The organism is Celeribacter indicus (assembly GCF_000819565.1).
Taxonomy (GTDB): Bacteria; Pseudomonadota; Alphaproteobacteria; order Rhodobacterales; family Rhodobacteraceae; genus Celeribacter; species Celeribacter indicus.
In genome coordinates this window covers 2,668,686-2,688,640 of the sequence record NZ_CP004393.1, presented here as the reverse complement: position 1 = coordinate 2,688,640, position 19,955 = coordinate 2,668,686, and the positions used below count along the sequence as shown (strand labels likewise).

Sequence of the window (19,955 nt, the reverse complement as noted above, 5' to 3'; positions counted from 1 at the left end):
AATTTCTGTCGCGTTTCGCATGAACTGGTCAATTTCGGGCGGCTTTTCAGCCCTTTGGCCGTCAAAACCCGGCTTCATCTGTTTGTCGCCGGGGGTCATCATGGAATATAGTCGTTCGAAACAGACGCGACAAGGACGCGGCGCAGGCTTGGCCTACCGCGAGACAGGCAGATGCTGAAACCCTATGCAAGCCAGCCGGGCGAGACCCGCGGACGGCTTCACGCCGAGAAACTTTCCACCTTCCGCTCGCCCTGGCAGCGGGACCGGGACCGGATCATCCATTCCTCCGCCTTTCGGCGGCTCAAGCACAAGACGCAGGTCTTCGTCGAGCACGAGGGGGATTATTACCGCACGCGGCTCACCCATTCGATCGAGGTGGCGCAGGTCGCGCGGACGATCGCCGGTGTGCTCGGGCTGAACGAGGGCCTCGCGGAGGCGGTGGCGCTCGCGCACGATCTGGGCCATTCGCCCTTCGGCCATACCGGCGAGGACGCGCTGGAACTGCTGATGGCGCCCTATGGCGGGTTCGATCACAATGCCCAGGCCCTCAGGATCGTGACGAAGCTCGAGAAGCACTATGCCGATTTCGACGGGCTGAACCTCACCTGGGAGAGCCTCGAGGGCATCGCGAAGCACAACGGGCCGATCGTGGGGCCCTATGCGGACAAGAAGAAACATCCCGAGGACGCGCCGCTGCCCTATGCGCTGGAGGAGGTGAACGCGCAATTCGATCTCGAGCTGCACACCTTTGCCTCCGCCGAGGCGCAGGTCGCGGCCATCGCCGACGACGTGGCCTATAACCATCACGACCTGCACGACGGGCTGCGCGCCGGGTTGTTTACCGCCGAGGATCTCATGGAACTGCCGCTGACGGGACCGGCCTATGAGGAGGTCGACCGGGAGTATCCGGGGCTCGAGGCGAACCGGCGCGATCACGAGGCGCTGCGGCGCATCTTCGGCTACATGGTCGAGGACGTGATCGCCATCGCCACCAACCGGCTGGAGAGCGCAAAGCCGGAGACCGCGCAGGACATCCGCGACATGGACCGCACGATCATCCGGTTCTCGAAACCGTTCTACCAGAACCTTAAGGTAATAAAATCTTTTCTTTTCAAGCGAATGTACCGCGCTCCTTCGGTGGTGCGCGAACGCAGGCGCGTGACGATGATGGTCAACACGCTGTTCCCGCTCTTCATGCAGAAGCCCGAGCTTCTGCCGCAGGAATGGCGCCAGGAAGTCGACGCGGTGCAGAGCGACACGGAACTCGCGCGGCTGGTTCTGGATTATGTCGCAGGCATGACCGATCGCTTCGCGATCCAGGAATACAAACGGCTCTGCACCTGACGGGCAGGGCGGAGAAGGGACAGCGAAAGGGGCAGCATGGCCACGAACATCATGGGGGGACTCGCCCCCGTCGAAGCCTTCGCGCTCATCGGCGTTCTGGGCGTGGGCTCGCAATGGCTGGCCTGGCGGCTGAAGCTGCCGGCCATCGTGCTCATGCTCGTGGCGGGCATCCTCATCGGGCCGGTGACCGGCATCCTCGATCCCGACCGCGATATCGGCGAGCTGGTGCAGCCGCTCATCTCCCTCGCCGTGGCGGTGATCCTGTTCGAGGGCGGGCTGACGCTTGATCTGCACAAGCTCGGGGATGCGCGCACCGGCGTGACGCGCCTCGTCGTGATCGGCGCGCCGCTGGGCTGGTTTCTCTCCGCGCTTGCGCTGCATTTCGGGGCGGGCATCGGCTGGGAGGCTTCGGCGGTCTTCGGCGGGATCATGGTCGTCACCGGCCCCACCGTCATCGCGCCGCTCCTGCGGCAGGCGAAGCTGCAACGCCGTCCCGCGAACCTTCTGCAATGGGAGGCGATCGTCAACGATCCGGTGGGCGCGCTGGCCGCGGTGCTCGCCTTCGAATTCGTGCTCGTGGGGCGGGAGGCGGAAAGCCTTCCGGCGGCGCTCCTGCAACTGGGCTTCGGCATCGCGATCGCGACCGGGATCGGCCTCGCGGCGGGGGCCGCGGTCTCCTACACCTTCCGGCGCGGCTATGTGCCGGAATACATGAAGGTGCCGGTGCTCTTCGCGGCCCTTCTCGCCACCTTCGCCGTGCCCGACCTGCTGCTGCACGAAAGCGGGCTTCTGGCCGTGACGGTGATGGGGCTCGTGATCGCCAATGCCGACCTGCCCTCCTTCGAGGAGCTCCGGCGCTTCAAGGAACATGCGACGATCCTGCTCGTCTCGGGGGTCTTCATCCTTCTGGCCTCCTCGGTGGACTTCGCCACCCTTGCGCAGCTCACCTGGCGCGCGGGGCTGTTCGTCCTGCTGGTGATCGCCGTGGCGCGTCCGCTCACGGTGCTGATCTCCCTCATCGGCACGGGGCTGCCCTGGAAGGAGAAGCTGTTTCTCGCCCTCACCGGCCCCCGCGGGGTGGTGCTCGTCGCCGTGGCGGGGCTTTTCGGGGAACGGCTCGCCGCCGCGGGCGTGCCCGACGGGGTGCTCCTCGGTCCCCTGGCCTTCGTGCTGGTGATCGCGACCGTGACGCTTCACGGTTTCACCCTCGCACCGATGGCGCGCTTCCTTGGCCTCGCCTCGACCGGCAGGCCCGGCGTGCTCTTCGTCGGCGGCTCGCGCTTCACCACCGCGCTCGCCGCGGCGCTGAAGAAGGAGGAGGTGCCGGTGCTGATTTCCGACCCGAACCACGGGCGGCTGGTGCGGCCGCGCGCGGAGGGCCTGCCGATCTTCTACGGCGACGTGCTCTCCGAGGCGGCGGAGGACAATCTCGAACTGCTCGACTTCTCGATCGTGATCGCGGCGACGGAGAACGACGCCTATAACACGCTGGTGACCACCGATCTGGCGCCGGAATTCGGGCGCGAGCACGTCTGGCAACTCGCCCGCGTGCGGGAGAACCAGTCGCGCCACGCGCTCCCGACCCAGCTCGGCGGGCGCGGATTCGGGGCGGGCAAGACCTATCGCGAACTCGACGACCTGATGCGCGCGGGCTGGCGCATCTCGGTCACGCCGCTCACCGAGGAATACGGTTTCGACCAGTGGAAGGCGGATCGGGAGGGCGCGCATCTCCTGGGTCGGCTGAGCGAGGCGGGGGAATTCAAGCGCCTGCTCGCGGAGGATGCGGAGATCCTGTTTCCGAAGCGCGCCGAGGCGGCGATCGAGGCGCTGCCGGAGGATCAGCGCGAGAGCGCGCGCGAGGGGCTGAAACGCCGGATGACGGAGGCGCGGTTGCAGGCCGCGCGCGGACGGATGGCGCCGGGCGTGCGCCTCGTGGCCCTTGTCCCGCCGGAGCCGGCGAAGGAAAAGCCCAAACCTTCCGCCTCCCGGCGTGAGGCGGCGCGTCTGGCCGCAGGGGACGGCAGCGGGACCGCCACCGGGGGAAGCGCGGGGCAGGACAGGGGCGTTGACGCGCCCAACGGGCGTGGTAAACCCACGCCCTGACAGAAGATGACCCCCGATAGGACCGCCATGAACCTTTTCGCCGACATCCGCGCCCTCGTGATGGACAGCCTCGCCGCGCTCGTCTCGGAGGGCGTGCTGCCCGCGGGCCTCGATTACGCTGCCGTCGCGGTGGAGCCTCCGCGCGATCCGCTGCATGGCGACATGGCGACCAATGCCGCGATGGTGCTCGCCAAGCCGGCGAAATCGAACCCGCGCGAGATCGCCGGCAAGCTCGCGGAGAAGCTCGGCGCCGATCCCCGGATCGAGAGCGTCGATGTGGCCGGCCCCGGCTTCATCAACCTGCGCCTCGCCGACGGCATCTGGTCGGAGCTTGTCGGAACCGTACTGACGACGGAGGGCTATGGCCGCTCGCGGATGGGCGGCGGCAAGAGGGTGAATGTGGAATACGTCTCCGCCAACCCGACCGGACCGATGCATGTCGGACACACGCGCGGCGCGGTGTTCGGAGACGCGCTGGCCTCGCTTCTGGATTTCGCGGGCTATGACGTGACGCGCGAATATTACATCAACGACGGCGGCGCGCAGGTCGACGTGCTGGCGCGCTCGGCCTTCGAACGCTACCGCGAGGCCAACGGGCTCAATCCCGAGATCGCCGAGGGCATGTATCCGGGCGACTACCTGCGTCCCGTGGGCGAGGCGCTGAAGGAGACCTATGGCACGAGCCTGCTCGACAAGCCCGAGGGCGACTGGCTCGAGGAGGTGCGCGAATTCGCGACCGCCCGGATGATGGACATGATCCGCGACGATCTCGCGACGCTGGGCGTGGAGATGGACGTGTTCTTCTCCGAGAAATCGCTCTACGGCACCGGGCTGATCGAGGCCGCGCTGAAGGAGCTCGACGAGAAGGGCCTGATCTACGAGGGTGTGCTCGAACCGCCGAAGGGCAAGACGCCCGAGGACTGGGAGCCGCGGGAGCAGACGTTGTTCAGGTCCACCGCCCATGGCGACGATGTCGATCGTCCGGTGAAGAAATCCGACGGTTCCTGGACCTATTTCGCCCCGGACATCGCCTATCACTACGACAAGGTGAAGCGCGGCTTCGACGAGATCATTGACGTGTTCGGTGCCGATCACGGCGGCTATGTGAAGCGGATGAAGGCGGCGGTCTCCGCCCTGTCGGACGGCAAGGTGCCCTGCGATATCAAGCTCATCCAGCTCGTGAAGCTCTTCAAGAACGGCGAGCCCTTCAAGATGTCGAAACGCGCCGGCACCTTCGTCACCCTGCGCGACGTGGTGGAGCAGGCGGGCAAGGATGTCACCCGCTTCATCATGCTCACGCGCAAGAACGACGCACCGCTCGATTTCGATTTCGACAAGGTGCTCGAGCAATCGAAGGACAACCCGGTCTTCTATGTGCAATATGCCCATGCCCGCGTGCGCTCCGTGCTGCGCAAGGCGGAAGAGCAGGGCGTGGTGCTGACGGATGTGCCGCGGTTCGACGATCCCGCCGAGATCGCGGTGGCGCGCAAGCTCGCCGACTTCCCGCGCCAGGTCGAGATCGCCGCGAAGGGCCACGAGCCCCATCGCATCGCCTTCTACCTCTACGAACTCGCCTCCGACTTCCATGCGCTGTGGAACAAGGGCAACGAGGACACGCGCCTGCGCTTCCTTCAGGACAGCCCGGAGGCGTCGGCGGCGAAAATGGCCCTGCCGCGTGCCGTGGCCGTTGTGATTTCCGCAGGTCTTGGTATTCTTGGCGTGACCCCGGTCGAGGAGATGCGCTGAGCGCGGCGTCCCCGACCGGCGACAGGAGCGGACCGCATCAGGCAGAGAAGGCAAAGACCTTCGCGCGGTTCCTCACGAGCAGGACATAACCCGCGAGAAACAATGCGGGAAGCGGTGAGAGGCAAAGATGGCGCAGGATTTACGGCACGCCCCGTATATGGGCGGATTCCACTCCGACACTGGCTATGGGCGCGATCCCGCGCGGGAGCGCATGCCCCCGGCAGGATACGCGCCGGCCCCGGCGGAGGGCTGGGCGCCGCAGTACGATGCCGCCTTCCACCCGCCCCATGATGTGCGCTTTGCGCAACAGTTCGCCCATGGCGGCCCCGCGCCGCAGTACGGCCAGGCCCAGCCGGTCGAGGCGATGATGGCCGATGACGACACCGCGGGGGCGCGTCCGCGCCTCGGGATGGCGCAATGGTCGGGGGCGGCGGTGTCGCTCGCGCTCATCGTCGGGCTCGGGATCTGGGGATACCAGCTCCTCGTGCGCGACGTGACGGGCGTGCCGGTGATCCGGGCGCTCGAAGGGTCGGCGCGCATCGTGCCCGAGGATCCCGGTGGCCAGCTCGCGATGCACCAGGGGCTCGCGGTGAATTCCGTCACCGCCGACGGCTCCGCCGCGCCGCCTGCCGATCGCCTCACCCTCGCGCCGCGGCCCGCCTCGCTCACCGAAGAGGATCAGCCGATGGAGCTTATCGCCGAGCCGGTGCTGACCTCCTACACGCCCGAGGTCCCGGCGCAAGCGGACATGCAGGACGCGCTGTCCGCAGCACCGGACCTGTTCCCGGAGGACACCGGGGAGGGGCAGGAGGAGGATCTCGAGACGCTTGCGCTGACCGAGGATCCGCTGGAGCTCCAGGGCCTCGAGGAGGTCTCCGAGGAGGAGATGGCTGAGGACATGCCCGCGGGACCGCTCGCCGTCTCCCCGATCCCGGCGCCGCGCCCGGTGCGCCTCGCCTCCCGCCCGGCGGTGAGCGATGCGGCGAGCCTCGACGGGGTGGCCGGTGACATTCTCGCCGCCATCGCCGGCTCCGGCGAGATGACCGCTTCCGATGTGCCGGCGGGCGATCATCTCGTGCAGTTCGGCGCCTTCCAGAACGAAGAGATCGCCCGCGGCGAATGGGAGCGGCTGAACGCCCGCTTCTCCGACCTCATGGCGGGCAAGACCCGCGTCATCGAGTCGGCGGAAAGCGGCGGGAAGACCTTTTATCGCCTGCGCGCCCACGGCTTTGCGGATGCCTCCGATGCGAACCGCTTCTGTGCCGCGATGACGGCGATGAACGCGGCCTGCGTGCCGACCGTGCAGCGCTGAGGCATGGGGCAGGGCGCGTTCATCCTGGGATGCGAAGGGACCGCCCTGACCGCCCCCGAGGCCGCTTTTTTCGCACAGGCCGATCCCTGGGGCTTCATCCTCTTCTCGCGGAACGTTTCCGATCCGGAGCAGCTGCGCCGCCTTACCGGCGCGCTGCGCGAGGCTGTCGGGCGGGAGGCGCCGGTTCTGATCGACCAGGAGGGCGGACGGGTCCAGCGGCTGCGGGCGCCGCACTGGCGCGAATTCCTCCCGCCGATGGAGCAATGCGAACGCGCCCGAGATCCGGCGCGCGCCATGTGGCTGCGCGGGCGGCTCCTGGCCGAGGATCTCCATGGCGCGGGCATCGACGTGAACTGCGTGCCCGGTCTCGACGTGGCGCGGGCGGAGACCCATCCCTTCCTGCGCAACCGCTGTTTTTCCGAGGATGCTGAGACGGTCGCACGAATGGGACGCGCGCTGGTCGAGGGACTGGCGGACGGCGGTGTGGCCCCGGTGATGAAACACCTGCCGGGCCACGGGCGCGGCACGCTCGACAGCCACAGGGCATTGCCGCGGGTCAGCGCCTCGCGCGCCGATCTCGAGACGGATTTCGCCCCCTTCCGGGCGCTGCGCGATCTTTCCATGGGCATGTCCGCCCATATCGTCATGGAGGCGCTCGACCCCGACCGTCCCGCGACGCAGAGCCCGGAGGCGATCCGGGTGATCCGCGAGGAGATCGGCTTCGACGGGCTGCTGATGACCGATGACATCTCGATGGAGGCGCTCGCGGGCAGCGTGGCCGACCGGGGTACCGCGGCGCTTGCGGCGGGCTGCGATCTCGTGCTGCATTGCAACGGCGATCTGCGGGAGATGGAGACGATCGCGGCGCTCGGCGAGATGGATGCGGCGGCCCAGGCCCGTGCGGATCGTGCGGCAGACAGCCGGCCGGGATATCGCCCTGTTGACATCGCCGCGCTCGAGGCGGAATTTCGACACCTCCTGGGATAGGCAGAGGGGCCCATGGCCGAGCAGGACCAGTTCGACATCGCGGATATCCTGAGCGTCGAGGACCGGCTTGCGGCCGAGGCCCTGATCGTCGACGTCGACGGGTTCGAGGGGCCGCTCGATCTGCTGTTGCAGCTTTCGCGCACGCAGAAGGTCGATCTGCGCCGGATTTCCGTCCTGCATCTCGCGCGGCAATATCTCGCCTTCGTGGAGAAGGCCAAGGAACTGCGCATCGAGCTCGCCGCCGACTATCTGGTGATGGCCGCCTGGCTTGCCTTTCTGAAATCGCGCCTGCTGCTGCCGCCCGATCCGGCGGACGAGGGGCCCTCGGGCGAGGAGCTCGCGGCCCATCTCGCCTTTCAGCTCCAGCGGCTCGAGGCGATGCGGGAGGCCGCCGCGAAGCTCATGGCGCGCGATCAGAAGGGGCGCGACTTCTTCGTGCGCGGTCTGCCCGAGGAGGTCGCACGCATCCGCAGCGTGAGCTATACCGCAAGCCTTCTCGACCTGATGCAGGGCTATGCCCGCGTGCGCACCAAGGACGAGTTCCGCCCCTTCGTCATGGACCGGGAGGCGATCCTGTCGATGGAACAGGCGCTCGACCGGCTGCGCCACCTGATCCCCTATGCGATCGACTGGGCGGATCTGTCGAGCTACCTGCCCGAGGGCTGGGAACTCGACCCGAAGAAACGGCGCTCGGCGACCGCGGCGACCTTTGCCGCCTCGCTCGAGCTTGCGAAACAGGGTAAGATCGTGATCCGGCAGGGCGACACCTTCGCGCCCATCGAGATCAAGGCAAGGAGAGCCGATGAGTGAGCCCGAGACAGAGCCCATGGACGGGGCGGAGGCCCCGGAGATCGGAGAGAGCCTCTTCGGCGCGCCGCCGCTGGCCGAGCAGGAGCGCATGGTGGAGGCCGTGCTCTTTGCCTCCGCAGATCCGGTGAGCGTGGCCGACCTCGCCGCGCGGATGCCGCATGGCTGCGATCCGAAGGTGGCGCTCGAGCTGTTGCAGAAGCGCTATGAGGGGCGCGGCGTGCGCGTCGTCCGTGTGGGCGAGGCCTGGGCGATCCGCACCGCGCCCGATCTCGGCTTTCTCATGCAGAAGGAGACGGTGGAGACCCGCAAGCTGAGCCGCGCGGCGACCGAGACGCTTGCGATCATCGCCTATCATCAGCCCTGCACCCGTGCGGAGATCGAGGAGATCCGGGGCGTCTCCGTCTCGAAGGGGACGCTCGATCAGCTCATGGAGCTCGAATGGATCCGCTTCGGCCGCCGCCGGATGTCGCCGGGGCGTCCGGTGACCTACGTGGTGACGCCCGCCTTCCTCGACCATTTCGGGCTCGAGAGCGCGCGCGACCTTCCGGGTGTGAGGGAATTGCGCGCCGCCGGCCTTCTCGAAAGCCGCCCGATGCCGGGGCTCGGAGAGGACGGTGCCGAAGAGGACGAGGGGCAGGAGGACCTGTTCGAGGACGAAAGCTGAGCGCCGCACCTTGGATCGGCGGGCGGTGCATACTAGCTAGGGAGAGAGGCCGGTCGGGCAGGCGGGCCCGACGTGCAAGGAAAAGGACCGGAGCGATGAATATTGACAGAGTGATCAACATGGTTGTGCGCCAGGTGATGCGCCGCCTCGTCAACATGGGGGTGAACAAGGGCATCGACATGGGCGGCAAGGCCTGGGAAAGGCGCGGAGGCGGCGGGAGCGAGGCGTCGGGCGACACCAAGGCCGGCGCGGGCGACACGGCCAAGCGTGCGAAGAAGGTCGCGCGGCTGTCGCGCCGCATCGGCCGCTTCTGACCGTCGGAGCCTCCGCAGACCGCGCGCTCAGGCGCGGAAGTGCTTCGAGAGCTTGAGGCCCTGTCCCTGATAGTTGGAGGCGAGATCGGCGCCGTAGAGCCGTTCCGGCCGCGTTTCCATCCGCTCGTAGACCAGCCGTCCGACGATCTGCCCGTGCTCGAGCACGAAGGGCGCCTCGTGGCACCGCACTTCGAGCACCCCGCGCGATCCGGCTCCGCCGGCGTTCGCATGACCGAATCCCGGATCGAAGAATCCCGCGTAATGCACGCGGAACTCCCCCACCATCGCAAGATAGGGCGCCATTTCGGCGGCATAGTCGGGCGGGATATGCACCGCCTCGCGGCTCACTAGGATGTAGAAGGCGCCGGGGTCGAGGATGATGCGGCCGTCCCTGGCGTGGATCGGCTCCCAATATTCGGAGGGATCGTAGCCGCCGATGACGTCGAGGTCGATCACGCCGGTATGCGGTTTCGCGCGATAGCCGACGAGATCGCCCGACGCGGGTTTCAGGTCGACGGAAAATCCGAGCCCCTGGTCGATCACCGCCTCGCCGTCGACCAGCGGGCTTTCCGCATGGAGCGCGCGCAGCTCCGCGTCGCCCAGCACCGCCTGACCCGCGCGGAAGCGGATCTGGTTGAGGCGCATGCCGGGCCGCACGAGCACGGAGAAGGAGCGCGGGCAGATCTCCGCATAGAGCGGGCCGCAATAGCCCGGTGCGATGCGGTCGAATTCCACGCCGTCGTCAGTGACGAGCCGGGTCAGGAGATCGAGCCGCCCGGTCGAGCTTTTGGCATTGGCCACCGCCTGAATCCCGTCGGGCAGCGCGAGGCTCTCCATCAGCGGCACGACGTAGACGCAGCCTTTCTCGAGCACCGCGCCGCCTTCGAGGTCGATCTGGTGCATCTCGAATTCCGCGAGCCGCTCGGCCACCTTGCGGCCGTCCCCGGCGAGAAAGGAGGCGCGGACCCGCCAGGCGCGGGCGCCGAGGCGCAGGTCGAGCGAGGCGGGCTGAACCTGCGCGTCGATGACGGCGGGGGCGGCGGTGATCTCGCCACGCGCGATCATCTCCCGGATCGCGTGATCTGCCAGAACGCCCATCTTTCCATCCTCCGCTCCGCCGCCGGTCCGGGCGGGTTTCTGTCCGTCCCCCATAACGCAAAACCGCCCGCAAGCAAAGGCTTACGGGCGGGTTTTGATGGTCGGGCTAGCAGGACTTGAACCTGCGACCTTCCGTCCCCCAGACGGACGCGCTACCAGGCTGCGCTATAGCCCGACGTGGAGCCTTACATAAGGATTTTGACGGCGGGGGCAAGCGGAAATTCGGAAGAAATCTCTCCCCCGCGCGCCTTTCTCTCAGCGGCTCAGGAGGCGAGACGGGCGCGCAGCGCCTCGATGCGCCCGCAGAGGGCGGAAATCTCCGCCTGCGGCAGCGCGGCCAGCCGGCGCCGGTCCAGCCGCCCGAGAACTCCCTCCGCCGCGATATGCTCCCCGGCCTCGTCCGGCAGGTCGTCCCCGAGCGGAAGATCCGCGCCGAGCGGCACTCCGGCGGCGGGCGGGACGGGGCCGGCGGTGTCGGTGCGCAGCGGCTGCTCGGCGATGCCCTCCGGCGCGGTGAACTCCGACAGGCCGGTAAAGGTATCGGCGCGGGCAGGGGCGGTCAGGTCCTCTGCCGCGGGCGCCTCATGCTCCTGAGCGGTCTCCGGCGCCTCCGCGGGCTCCTCCGACTCCTCTGCCCGCAGAGGCTCCTCCACAATGTCCTCCGGTGCGGTGAATTGCGAAAGGCCGGCAAGCCGCGCCTCGTCTTGCTCGGGCACGGTGAGATGTTCCGTGAGGGGCGGTTCGTCCTGTTGCGGCCAGTCTTCGCCTTCGCCCGCCTCGGGCGCATCGTCCATCAACTCCCCCGGTGCCTTGAAGGAGTCGCGGTCCTCCGCGCCGCCGAGGGGCACGGGCGCGGCGTCCTCTCCGTGCGGCTCCATCGCGGCCTCGTCCTCCGCGCTCTCCGCCTCCGGCCCCGTTTCCTCCGGCAGGCCGGTATCGGTGTCGAGGCCGAAATCGAAGGCGGATTGCGCGCCGGGTGTGGCTTCGGATCCGGCGGGACGCGCGAAGGGCAGGACGTTTTCACCGGGTGGCGTGTCCTCCGCCTCGAACCGGTCCTGCGGCACGTTCTCCGCCATCGGGGCGGAGGGAATCGGCGGGCGCGGCGCGGGAGTGTCGGAGGGGGTGCCGTCGATCGCGGGCGAGAGCGAGGCGACATATTTCACGCCATGTTCCCGCAGCAGCTTCTGCACGCCGCGAATCGTCATTCCATCGTCGTGCAGCAGCTTCTTGATCCCGCCCAGAAGCGCCATGTCGGCGGGGCGGTAATACCGCCGTCCCCCCGCGCGCTTGACGGGTTTCACTTGGGTAAAACGGCTCTCCCAGAAGCGCAGCACATGCGCGGGCGTGTCGAGCCAGTCGGCGACTTCGCTGATCGTGCGAAAGGCGTCGGGTGATTTATCCATGGAAAACCAAACCCTTGCTAAGGTTTATCCGCGATGTCAGCCCTTGTTGCCCGCCGCCACGCGATCCTTCATCAGATGCGAGGGGCGGAAGGTCAGCACGCGCCGCGCCGGGATCGGGGCCTCGTCGCCGGTCTTCGGATTGCGCCCGACACGCTCGGCCTTCGCCCGCACGGAGAAGGTGCCGAAGGACGAGATCTTGACCGTCTCGCCTTCGACGAGCGCGTCGGAGATATGCTGAAGCACGCTCTCGACGAGCGTTGCGGATTCGTTGCGGCTGAGCCCCACCTCGCGGAAGACGGCTTCGCTCAGGTCCATACGTGTCAGAGTCTTGCTCATGAAACCTCCCAGAGATGTGTTCCCCCGAGACTGGCAGCTTGCCAAGGCGCCGTCAATATCAACGACTTGGACGGCATCATTCAGGCGGAAGTTTTCCGCTCCGCCTGCTGCGCCCTCACCAGCGCAATACCACCGCGCCCCAGGCGAGGCCGCCGCCGATGGCCTCCGCCACGCAGAGATCGCCGGGCTTGATCTGGCCGCGCGCGCGGCCCACGGACATGGCGAGCGGGATCGAGGCGGCCGAGGTGTTGCCGTGATCCTGCACCGTGACGACGACGTGATCCATCGACAGGCCGAGCTTTTTCGCCGTGCCCTCGATGATGCGGATATTGGCCTGGTGCGGCACGATCCAGTCGACCTCGGACGCGGCCACGCCAGCCTTGGCGAGTGCGGTCTCCGCGGTCTCCGCGAGCTTTACCACCGCCTGACGGAACAGCGCGTTGCCCTGCATCCTGAGCTTCCCCGCCGTGCCGGTGGTGGAGACCCCGCCATCGACGAAGAGCATGTCCTTGTAGGAGCCGTCGGAATTGAGATCGACCGCGAGGATGCCGCGGTCCTCCGACGTGCCCTTGCCCTCCTGCGCCTCGAGCACGATCGCGCCCGCGCCGTCGCCGAAGAGCACGCAGGTCGCGCGGTCCTCCCAGTCCATGATGCGCGAGAAGGTTTCAGCGCCGATCACCAGCACGCGCTTCGCCTGGCCCGAGAGGATCTGTGCATTGGCGGTCGACAGCGCATAGATGAAGCCCGCGCAGACCGCCTGGACGTCGAAGGCGAAGCCGCAATTCGCGCCGAGCGCGTTCTGGACCATGGTCGCGACGGAGGGAAAGGTGAGATCGGGTGTCGAGGTGGCCACGATGATCGCGTCGATGTCGGCGGGCGTGCGTCCCGCATCCGCGAGCGCAGCCTTCGCCGCCGCGGTGCCCATCATCGAGGTCGTCTCGCCCTCGGCGGCGAAATGGCGCCGCTCGATGCCGGAGCGGGTGCGGATCCATTCGTCGGACGTGTCGAGCGTCTTCTCGAATTCGGCGTTCTCCACCACCCGTTCGGGCAGGTAGTGACCCACGCCCGTGATGACTGCCCGAAGTGTCATGGCTCTGCGCCTTTTTCTTGGTTATGACGTTCCGTCATTCTGCGTCGAGGCCACAGCGGATGCAACCCGTGCGGCGAGACGCTCGGAGAAGCCGGAGGCGGCGAGCTCATAGGCGAGCTTCACCGCGGCGGAGACGCCGGTCGCATCCGCCGAGCCGTGCGATTTCACCACCGTGCCGCGCAGGCCGAGGAAGACCCCGCCATTGACGCGGCGCGGGTCGATTCGCTTTTGCAGCCGCTTGAGCGAGGTCAGGGCGAGCAGTGCCGCGACGCGCGACAGGGGCGTCGCCTTGAACGCCTCCTTGAGCAGGTCACCCACGAGTTTCGCCGTGCCCTCGCCGGTCTTCAGCGCGACATTGCCGGTGAAGCCGTCGGTCACGATCACGTCGACCACGTTGCCGGGAATATGGCCGCCCTCGACGAAGCCGACATAGGTGTATTTGCCCAGCGTCTCGCCATTGGCGATCAGGTCGTTGGCGGCCTTGAGCTCCGCACGGCCCTTGTGTTCCTCGGTGCCGACGTTGAGCAGGCCGACGCGCGGCACCTCGAGCCCCAGCCCGTTGCGCGCATAGGAGGCGCCCATCATCGCATATTGCAGGAGATCCTGCGCGTCGGCGCGGATATCGGCGCCCACGTCGAGCATGACGTTGAAGCCCTGCGCGTTGCGCGACGGCCAGAGGCAGGCGATGGCGGGACGGTTCACGCCCTCGAGCTTGCGCAGGCGGATCATCGAGGTGGCCATGAGCGCGCCGGTATTGCCGCAGGAGACGCAGGCCTGCGCCTCGCCGTCCTTCACCGCGTCGATGGCCGAGCGCATGGACGTGTCCGCGCGCCGCATCGCCTGGGAGGGTTTCTCGTCCATCGTGACGATGCCCGGCACGCTGCGGATGATGACCCGGCCGCGCAGCGATCGGCGCCGCGCCACGAGCTTTTCGAGCAGCGGTCCGTTGCCGTGGAGGATGAATTTTACCGCCGGGTTCTTCGCCGCGGAGCGCGCGATGCCGGCGACGATCGTCGCGGGACCGCGATCGCCGCCCATGGCGTCGATCGAGAGCGTGACCTCGGTGCCGGCGCGCACGCCGAGCCGGCCCTTGACCTCATCCGTCTCCGCCGGCTGGCCGGCGGCGGTGCTGACAGAATTGGTCGAGCCGGTCGTCATGCGTGAGACACCGTCTGGCGCACCGGGGCGCGCTTATGCCGCGTCGTCGTCGAGATCGATCTCGTCGGCCTGGGCCACGACCTCACGGTCGTCGTAATGGCCGCAGGCGCCGCAGACGTGGTGCGGGCGCTTGAGTTCGCCGCAGTTCGGGCATTCGGCCGGATTGCCGGCAACGAGCGCATCGTGGGCGCGGCGCATGTTCCGCTTCGAGCGGGTGACTTTGTTCTGAGGGACAGCCATGTCTCAACCTCGGTATCAGGAGGGGCGGGCGCGGGCGCCTTTCCCATGGTGGGCGGGGCATTTGCCCCTTGTTGCTCCCGGACGGCGTCCGGAGGAATTCTCGGCGCTTCATAGGGCTTTGCGCGCAGAGTGTAAACCATGCTCTTCGTCATGATTTTCCTCTGGAAACCGGCAAGGCCGGTTCCGGGTTCCGCGATCGGACCGTGCGGGGAAGCGAGGCCGGGAACATAGCCGGAATCGGCAAAACTGCAACCCTTTTGTGAGGCGGGTTGTGAGGCGGGGGGCGGCGCGCCCTATTCTTCGCCTTTTTCAAGCTTCTCGCGCAGCGCCCTGAGCCCGGCGAAGGGCTTCGTGTCCTCGTCCGTCATCGCCTCCCGTCCCGGCTCGGTGAACTGCGTCACACCAAGCTCGGCGCCTTCGGCGCGCGGATAGTCGGGCGCGGCGAGGGCGAGCGCCTCCTCGGCCACATCCGCGAGGGACAGGCGCGCGGGCAGGGGCTCCACGCTTTCGTCCTCGGGCATCTCGACCTCGCTCTCGGGGGCGAACTCCTCCTGGAAGTCGGCCACATAGAGGCGCGCCACCTCGGTGTCGATCCGCGTCGTCACCGGCACGAGCGTCGCGACGCAGGGCTGCACCACGGTGGCGCCGAGCGTGCCCTCGAGCCGCCAGTCGCGCTTGCCGAGCGGCACCAGACGGCCCTCGAAGCGCAGCTTGCGCAGTTCCGACAACCCGAGCTCGCTTGCCAGCAGGTCCATGTCCTCGCGCGTCGGCACAAGCCGGAAAGGATGGGCATGGGCGGGCGAGAGGTCGCGCAGGCGCAGCTCGGTCCCCCAGCTCGTCAGTCCGTCATGTCCCATGATGCCTCCTTGATCGTCGGGCGCTGTTTCTATAAGCCGGATACGAGGCGCGAGAGCACAAGGCAAGAGGGGGCACATGTCCGCACGCATTTTCCCGCAAGGGGCCAAGTCCATGGCGAAAGCCGCGATCGGGATCGCCCTGGCGCTCGTCCTGTCGGCCTGTGCCGCGCAATACCGCAACCATGGCTATGTCCCGACGCCGGACCAACTGCGGACGGTGAACATCGGCGACACGCAGGAGGAGGTGGCCTCCGCCATCGGGCGTCCGACGACGGAAGGCATCCTCGACCGCTCCGGCTGGTATTACGTGCGCTCCCGGTTCCGCCACCTCGGCGCCTTCGAGCCGAAGGAAGTGGACCGTCAGGTGCTCGCCATCTCCTTCGACGGCGCCGGCCGGGTCAGCAATATCGAGCGCTTCGGCCTCGAACAGGGCCGCGTCGTGGTGCTCGACCGCCGCGTGACGGAATCGAACGTGCAGGGCATCACCTTCCTGCGTCAGCTCTTCAGCAATGTCGGCAACATCACCGCCGAACAGCTCCTGCAATAGGCCGGGGCTCCGTTCGAAGCGGAAAGAACGAAAAGCCGTCTTCGGGGCGGCTTTTTCATGAGTATTTTCAGCAGCAAAAAGCCCCGCTCAGCGCTCGGCTGCGTTCTCGTTCGGCTCGAAGCGCAGCGCCACGCCGTTGATGCAGTAGCGCAGCCCGGTCTTGTCCTGCGGACCGTCGGGGAAGACATGGCCGAGATGGGCGCCGCAATTGTCGCAATGCACCTCCGTGCGCACCATGCCGAAGGAGGTGTCGCGGCTCTCGCCGACCGGCGCGTCCTCCTTGGTGGCGTAGAAGGCGGGCCAGCCGCAATGGCTTTCGTATTTCGTCTCCTGGGTGAACAGTTCGGCGCCGCAGCAGGCGCATTTGAACACACCGGGAACGGCGGGAAAGCCCGGATGGGAAAAGGCCCGCTCGGTCCCGTGCTGGCGCGTGACGCGGTAGGTTTCGGAATCCAGTTCGGCGCGCCATTCGGCGTCGGTCCTGTCGATCTTCGGCATGGGTGCGTTCCTTTGTGCTTTGCCCCATGAGGTAGGCATGTCGCGGCGCGGAACAAGGCTTCGCAACGTCAAGAAAACGACATATCCTCTGCGGTAGAACCCGTGACAGGTTCCGGAGGCCGTGCGAGAGACGGGAGCGCGCCGCATGTTCGATTTTCTGAAGGGGCGCTATGTCGCCCGGTTCGCGGAGAGCCGCGCCGATCTCGAGGCGGCGCAGCGGCTGAGGTATCTCGCCTTCGTCTCCGGTACGGGCGCCGCCCCGCGCGCCGACGGGCGGGAGGCGGATGCCTTCGACGGGCTGTGCCGCCATGTGCTGATCGAGGAGCGCAGGAGCGGGCGCCTCGTCTGCACCTATCGCTTTCTCGATCTCGCGGGCGGGGCGGAGATCTCCCGCAGCTATTCGGCGCAGTTCTACGGGCTCGAGGCGCTTGCGGGCTACGAGGGGCGGATGCTCGAGATGGGGCGCTTCTGCATCCATCCCGACTGCCGCGATCCGGATATCCTGCGCATCGCCTGGGGGGCGATGACGCGCTACGTGGACGAGACGGGGGTCGAGATGCTTTTCGGCTGCTCGTCCTTCCGCGGCACGCACTGGCAGGACCACGCGGATGCGCTCGCCATGCTCAAGCACCGCCATCTCGGCCCGAAACGGCTTTTGCCGAAGGTGAAGGCGCCGAACGTCTTCAGATTCGCTGCGCGGCTGCGGCGCAAGCCCGATGCGAAGCGCGCGATGCTGAAGATGCCGCCGCTCCTGAAGACCTATCTGATGATGGGGGGCTGGGTCTCCGATCACGCGGTGGTGGATCGCGAGCTGAACACGATGCATGTCTTCACCGGGGTCGAGATCAAGGCGATCCCGCCCGCGCGCAAGAAGCTGCTGCGCGCCGTCGCCGGGTGATCCGGCGGGAAAGGGGGCATCCAACGCCCCCTTCCGCCTGTGGCCGCTATGTCGCGCGCTCGACGACGATCTTGCGGGCCTCCGCCTGGACCTCCGGCGGTTTCGGCAGGGTGACGGTCAGAACCCCGTCCTTCATCCGGGCGGACACCGCGTCCGGATCCACCTCGAAGGGCAGGCTCATGACCCGCCGGAAGCTGCCGGAATACCGTTCGATCCGGTGAAAGGCGCGGGCGTCCTTGTCGTCCGCGTTCTCCTTGTCGTCGCGCGAGGAGGTTTCGGTCTTCTTCTCCCCCTCGATGGTCAGGCGGTTGCCGCTGACCGAGACGGTGACATCCGCTTCCGTCATGCCCGGAAGTTCCGCGGTGACGGTGAGATCCGTCTCCGTCTCGCTGATGTCGCTCTTCATGGCAAAGCGGCGGTCGCGCAGCGTCAGGCCCTCGCCGAAATCGTCGAACAGCCTGTCGATCTGGTCGCGCAGCGACATCAGGCTGGTGTCGGCGTCTTTATGTCCAAACCAGGACGACGGAAGCCAGTGGTTCGTTCTCATGGTCTTTCTCCCGATTGAATTGCCGATTAGCCATTTATAGCAGATTCGGCCCCGCCCGGCTTTGATCTGAGGTCGCCCGTTGACCTTTCGCGCGGCTGCGAGTAGCGGTGCGGCCATGGCACGCGCACCGGTTCTCCAGCTTTCCGACATCTCGCTCACCTTCGGCGGCGATCCCGTCTTCGACGGCCTCTCGCTCATCGTCCAGGAGGGCGACCGCGTCGCGCTCGTGGGCCGCAACGGCTCGGGCAAGTCCACGCTGATGAAGGTCATGGCGGGGCTAGTCGAACCGGATCGCGGCGCCCGCGTGCTCGGTCCGGGCGTGACCGTGGGCTACATGGAGCAGGAGCCGGATCTCTCGCCTTATGCGACGCTTGGAGATTTCGCGGCCTCGGAGCTCGGGGAGAGCGAGGCATATCGCGTCGCGATGGTGGCCGAGGGGCTGAAATTCGATCCCTCGACGCCGGTGGCGACGGCCTCGGGCGGAGAACGGCGGCGCGCGGCGCTCGCCAAGCTCCTCGCCGAGGCGCCCGCACTCATGCTGCTCGACGAGCCGACGAACCACCTCGACATCGAGGCGATCGCCTGGCTCGAGGAGGAACTGCGCACCACCAGGGCCGCCTATGTGCTGATTTCCCACGACCGCGCCTTCCTCAACCACCTGACACGCGCGACGCTCTGGATCGACCGGGGCGACGTGCGGCGGCAGGAGCAGGGATTCGCGGCGTTCGAGGAATGGCGCGACAAGGTCTGGGAGGAGGAGGACCAGCAGCGCCACAAGCTCGACCGCAAGATCAAGGCGGAGGCCCGCTGGGCGGTCGAGGGCATTTCCGCCCGGCGCAAGCGCAACATGGGCCGCGTGCGCGCGCTCCAGGACCTGCGCACGGAGCGGGCCGGGCAGATCCGGCGGCAAGGCACGGCGGCGATGGAGCTCGAGGTCTCGGAGAAATCCGGCAAGCGGGTGATCGAGGCCGAGCATATCGCGAAGGCCTTCGGGGAAAAAATCATCCTGCGCGATTTCTCGATCAAGGTCGCGCGCGGCGACAGGATTGCCTTCGTCGGGCCGAACGGGGCGGGCAAGACCACGCTCCTGAAGATGCTGACCGGGGAGATCGCGCCCGACAGCGGCACGGTGCGGCTCGGCACGAAGCTCGAGATGGCGGTCTTCGACCAGGCCCGCAGCAATATCCGCGAGGACCTGACGCTCTGGGAGGCGCTGACCTCGGACAAGGACATGCGCGTGTCCGGCAAGGCCGATCAGATCATGGTGCGCGGCACCCCGAAACACGTGGTCGGCTATCTCAAGGAATTCCTCTTCACCGATGCGCAGGCCCGCGCACCCGTCGCCTCCCTCTCGGGCGGGGAAAAGGCGCGGCTTCTGCTGGCGAAGATCATGGCGAAGCCTTCGAACCTTCTCGTGCTCGACGAGCCGACGAACGATCTCGACATCGAGACGCTCGACCTGTTGCAGGAGCTGCTGACCGAGTTCGAGGGCACGGTGCTCCTCGTCTCCCACGACCGCGATTTCATCGACCGGGTCGCGACTCAGACCGTGGCGATGGAGGGCAGGGGGCAGGCCACCGTCTATGCCGGCGGCTGGTCGGATTACCTCGCGCAGCGCGGCACCGCCACCCCGGAGCGGGCGCAGCCGAAACCCGCCGCGACGGCAGCGAAGGCGGCGCAGGCGCCCGCGGAGAAACCCGCCGCGACGCCGAAATCCGGCCTGTCCTTCACCGAAAGGCACCGTCTCGAGGCGCTGCCGGCGGAGATCGAGCGGCTCGAGGCGGAGATTGCGCGCCTCTCCGACCTGCTTTCCGATCCGGAGCTGTTCACCCGCGACCCGGTGAAGTTCCGCAAGGCCACGGAAATGCTCGCCGCGCGGCAGGAAACACTCTCCGCCGCAGAGGAGGAATGGCTTGATCTCGAGGAGAGGAACGCCGCTGTCTGAGCCTCTCGCGGAGGCGGGCAGGATCGGCTGAAACACGCCATGCGCCGGGCCGCCCTCG

General features: G+C 67.6%; 20 protein-coding genes and 1 tRNA gene. 11 read left to right on the top strand and 10 right to left on the bottom strand.

The features are described 5' to 3' along the window. Positions 1-171 precede the first annotated feature (171 nt). From P73_RS13575 to P73_RS13540, 8 genes are all read left to right on the top strand, one after another. A complete protein-coding gene (locus P73_RS13575) occupies positions 172-1,344 on the top strand; it encodes a deoxyguanosinetriphosphate triphosphohydrolase (RefSeq protein ID WP_043869981.1) in 1,173 nt (390 codons plus the stop codon). A gap of 36 nt (positions 1,345-1,380) precedes the next feature. Then, positions 1,381-3,447: a cation:proton antiporter gene (locus P73_RS13570; protein ID WP_082033235.1), complete on the top strand. Its 2,067-nt coding sequence runs from the start codon at positions 1,381-1,383 to the stop codon at positions 3,445-3,447. A gap of 27 nt (positions 3,448-3,474) precedes the next feature. After that, entirely contained in the window at positions 3,475-5,193 is a 1,719-nt protein-coding gene (gene argS / locus P73_RS13565) for an arginine--tRNA ligase (protein ID WP_043869980.1), read from the top strand. Between the two features lie 211 nt (positions 5,194-5,404). Next, entirely contained in the window at positions 5,405-6,505 is a 1,101-nt protein-coding gene (locus tag P73_RS13560; RefSeq protein WP_158401942.1) for an SPOR domain-containing protein, read from the top strand. Positions 6,506-6,508: 3 nt separating this feature from the next. Next, positions 6,509-7,492, top strand: coding sequence for a beta-N-acetylhexosaminidase (gene nagZ / locus P73_RS13555; protein ID WP_043869979.1), 984 nt, complete (start codon positions 6,509-6,511; stop codon positions 7,490-7,492). A gap of 12 nt (positions 7,493-7,504) precedes the next feature. Further along, positions 7,505-8,302 carry a segregation and condensation protein A gene (locus tag P73_RS13550; protein ID WP_043869978.1) on the top strand — a complete coding sequence of 266 codons (798 nt, stop codon included), beginning with the start codon at positions 7,505-7,507 and terminating at the stop codon, positions 8,300-8,302. Continuing rightward, entirely contained in the window at positions 8,295-8,966 is a 672-nt protein-coding gene (scpB, locus tag P73_RS13545; RefSeq protein ID WP_139267030.1) for an SMC-Scp complex subunit ScpB, read from the top strand. The genes P73_RS13550 and scpB overlap by 8 nt, the downstream gene beginning before the upstream one ends. A 95-nt stretch (positions 8,967-9,061) precedes the next feature. After that, positions 9,062-9,280: a hypothetical protein gene (locus P73_RS13540; RefSeq protein WP_043869976.1), complete on the top strand. Its 219-nt coding sequence runs from the start codon at positions 9,062-9,064 to the stop codon at positions 9,278-9,280. A gap of 27 nt (positions 9,281-9,307) precedes the next feature. Here P73_RS13540 and P73_RS13535 read toward each other — a convergent pair whose 3' ends face one another. From P73_RS13535 to P73_RS13500, 8 genes are all read right to left on the bottom strand, one after another. Beyond that, complete coding sequence (locus P73_RS13535) at positions 9,308-10,378, bottom strand: 2'-deoxycytidine 5'-triphosphate deaminase (protein ID WP_043869975.1); 1,071 nt, start codon at positions 10,376-10,378, stop codon at positions 9,308-9,310. A 98-nt stretch (positions 10,379-10,476) separates the two neighbouring features. Beyond that, positions 10,477-10,553, bottom strand: a tRNA-Pro gene (locus P73_RS13530). A gap of 88 nt (positions 10,554-10,641) precedes the next feature. After that, on the bottom strand, positions 10,642-11,781 hold the full coding sequence (locus tag P73_RS26510; RefSeq protein WP_245629168.1) for a MerR family transcriptional regulator: 1,140 nt from the start codon (positions 11,779-11,781) through the stop codon (positions 10,642-10,644). 36 nt (positions 11,782-11,817) lie between these two features. Beyond that, complete coding sequence (gene ihfA, locus P73_RS13520) at positions 11,818-12,117, bottom strand: integration host factor subunit alpha (protein WP_074742997.1); 300 nt, start codon at positions 12,115-12,117, stop codon at positions 11,818-11,820. Positions 12,118-12,232: 115 nt separating this feature from the next. Next, the gene (locus P73_RS13515) at positions 12,233-13,207 is read right to left on the bottom strand and encodes a beta-ketoacyl-ACP synthase III (RefSeq protein WP_043869973.1); all 975 of its coding nucleotides are present in this window, start codon (positions 13,205-13,207) and stop codon (positions 12,233-12,235) included. Between the two features lie 21 nt (positions 13,208-13,228). After that, on the bottom strand, positions 13,229-14,245 hold the full coding sequence (gene plsX, locus P73_RS13510; RefSeq protein WP_245629283.1) for a phosphate acyltransferase PlsX: 1,017 nt from the start codon (positions 14,243-14,245) through the stop codon (positions 13,229-13,231). A 153-nt stretch (positions 14,246-14,398) separates the two neighbouring features. After that, on the bottom strand, positions 14,399-14,605 hold the full coding sequence (gene rpmF, locus P73_RS13505; RefSeq protein WP_009571770.1) for a 50S ribosomal protein L32: 207 nt from the start codon (positions 14,603-14,605) through the stop codon (positions 14,399-14,401). A 293-nt stretch (positions 14,606-14,898) separates the two neighbouring features. Beyond that, positions 14,899-15,462, bottom strand: a complete 564-nt coding sequence (locus tag P73_RS13500; RefSeq protein ID WP_052453264.1) for a YceD family protein — start codon at positions 15,460-15,462, stop codon at positions 14,899-14,901. Between the two features lie 76 nt (positions 15,463-15,538). Here P73_RS13500 and P73_RS13495 point away from each other — a divergent pair, with 76 nt between their 5' ends. Next, the gene (locus P73_RS13495) at positions 15,539-16,009 is read left to right on the top strand and encodes an outer membrane protein assembly factor BamE (RefSeq protein ID WP_052453263.1); all 471 of its coding nucleotides are present in this window, start codon (positions 15,539-15,541) and stop codon (positions 16,007-16,009) included. An 87-nt stretch (positions 16,010-16,096) separates the two neighbouring features. Here P73_RS13495 and msrB read toward each other — a convergent pair whose 3' ends face one another. Next, positions 16,097-16,507, bottom strand: coding sequence for a peptide-methionine (R)-S-oxide reductase MsrB (gene msrB / locus P73_RS13490; RefSeq protein ID WP_043869972.1), 411 nt, complete (start codon positions 16,505-16,507; stop codon positions 16,097-16,099). A 145-nt stretch (positions 16,508-16,652) separates the two neighbouring features. Between msrB and P73_RS13485 the strand changes: the two genes are divergently transcribed. Then, positions 16,653-17,405 carry a GNAT family N-acetyltransferase gene (locus P73_RS13485; RefSeq protein ID WP_043869971.1) on the top strand — a complete coding sequence of 251 codons (753 nt, stop codon included), beginning with the start codon at positions 16,653-16,655 and terminating at the stop codon, positions 17,403-17,405. A 46-nt stretch (positions 17,406-17,451) separates the two neighbouring features. Here the strand turns inward: P73_RS13485 and P73_RS13480 are convergent, their stop codons facing one another. Continuing rightward, a complete protein-coding gene (locus tag P73_RS13480) occupies positions 17,452-17,952 on the bottom strand; it encodes an Hsp20/alpha crystallin family protein (protein ID WP_043869970.1) in 501 nt (166 codons plus the stop codon). A 115-nt stretch (positions 17,953-18,067) separates the two neighbouring features. On the opposite strand from P73_RS13480, the gene P73_RS13475 reads away from it, so the two are divergent. After that, on the top strand, positions 18,068-19,897 hold the full coding sequence (locus P73_RS13475) for an ABC-F family ATP-binding cassette domain-containing protein (protein WP_043869969.1): 1,830 nt from the start codon (positions 18,068-18,070) through the stop codon (positions 19,895-19,897). The last annotated feature ends 58 nt before the right edge of the window (positions 19,898-19,955 follow it).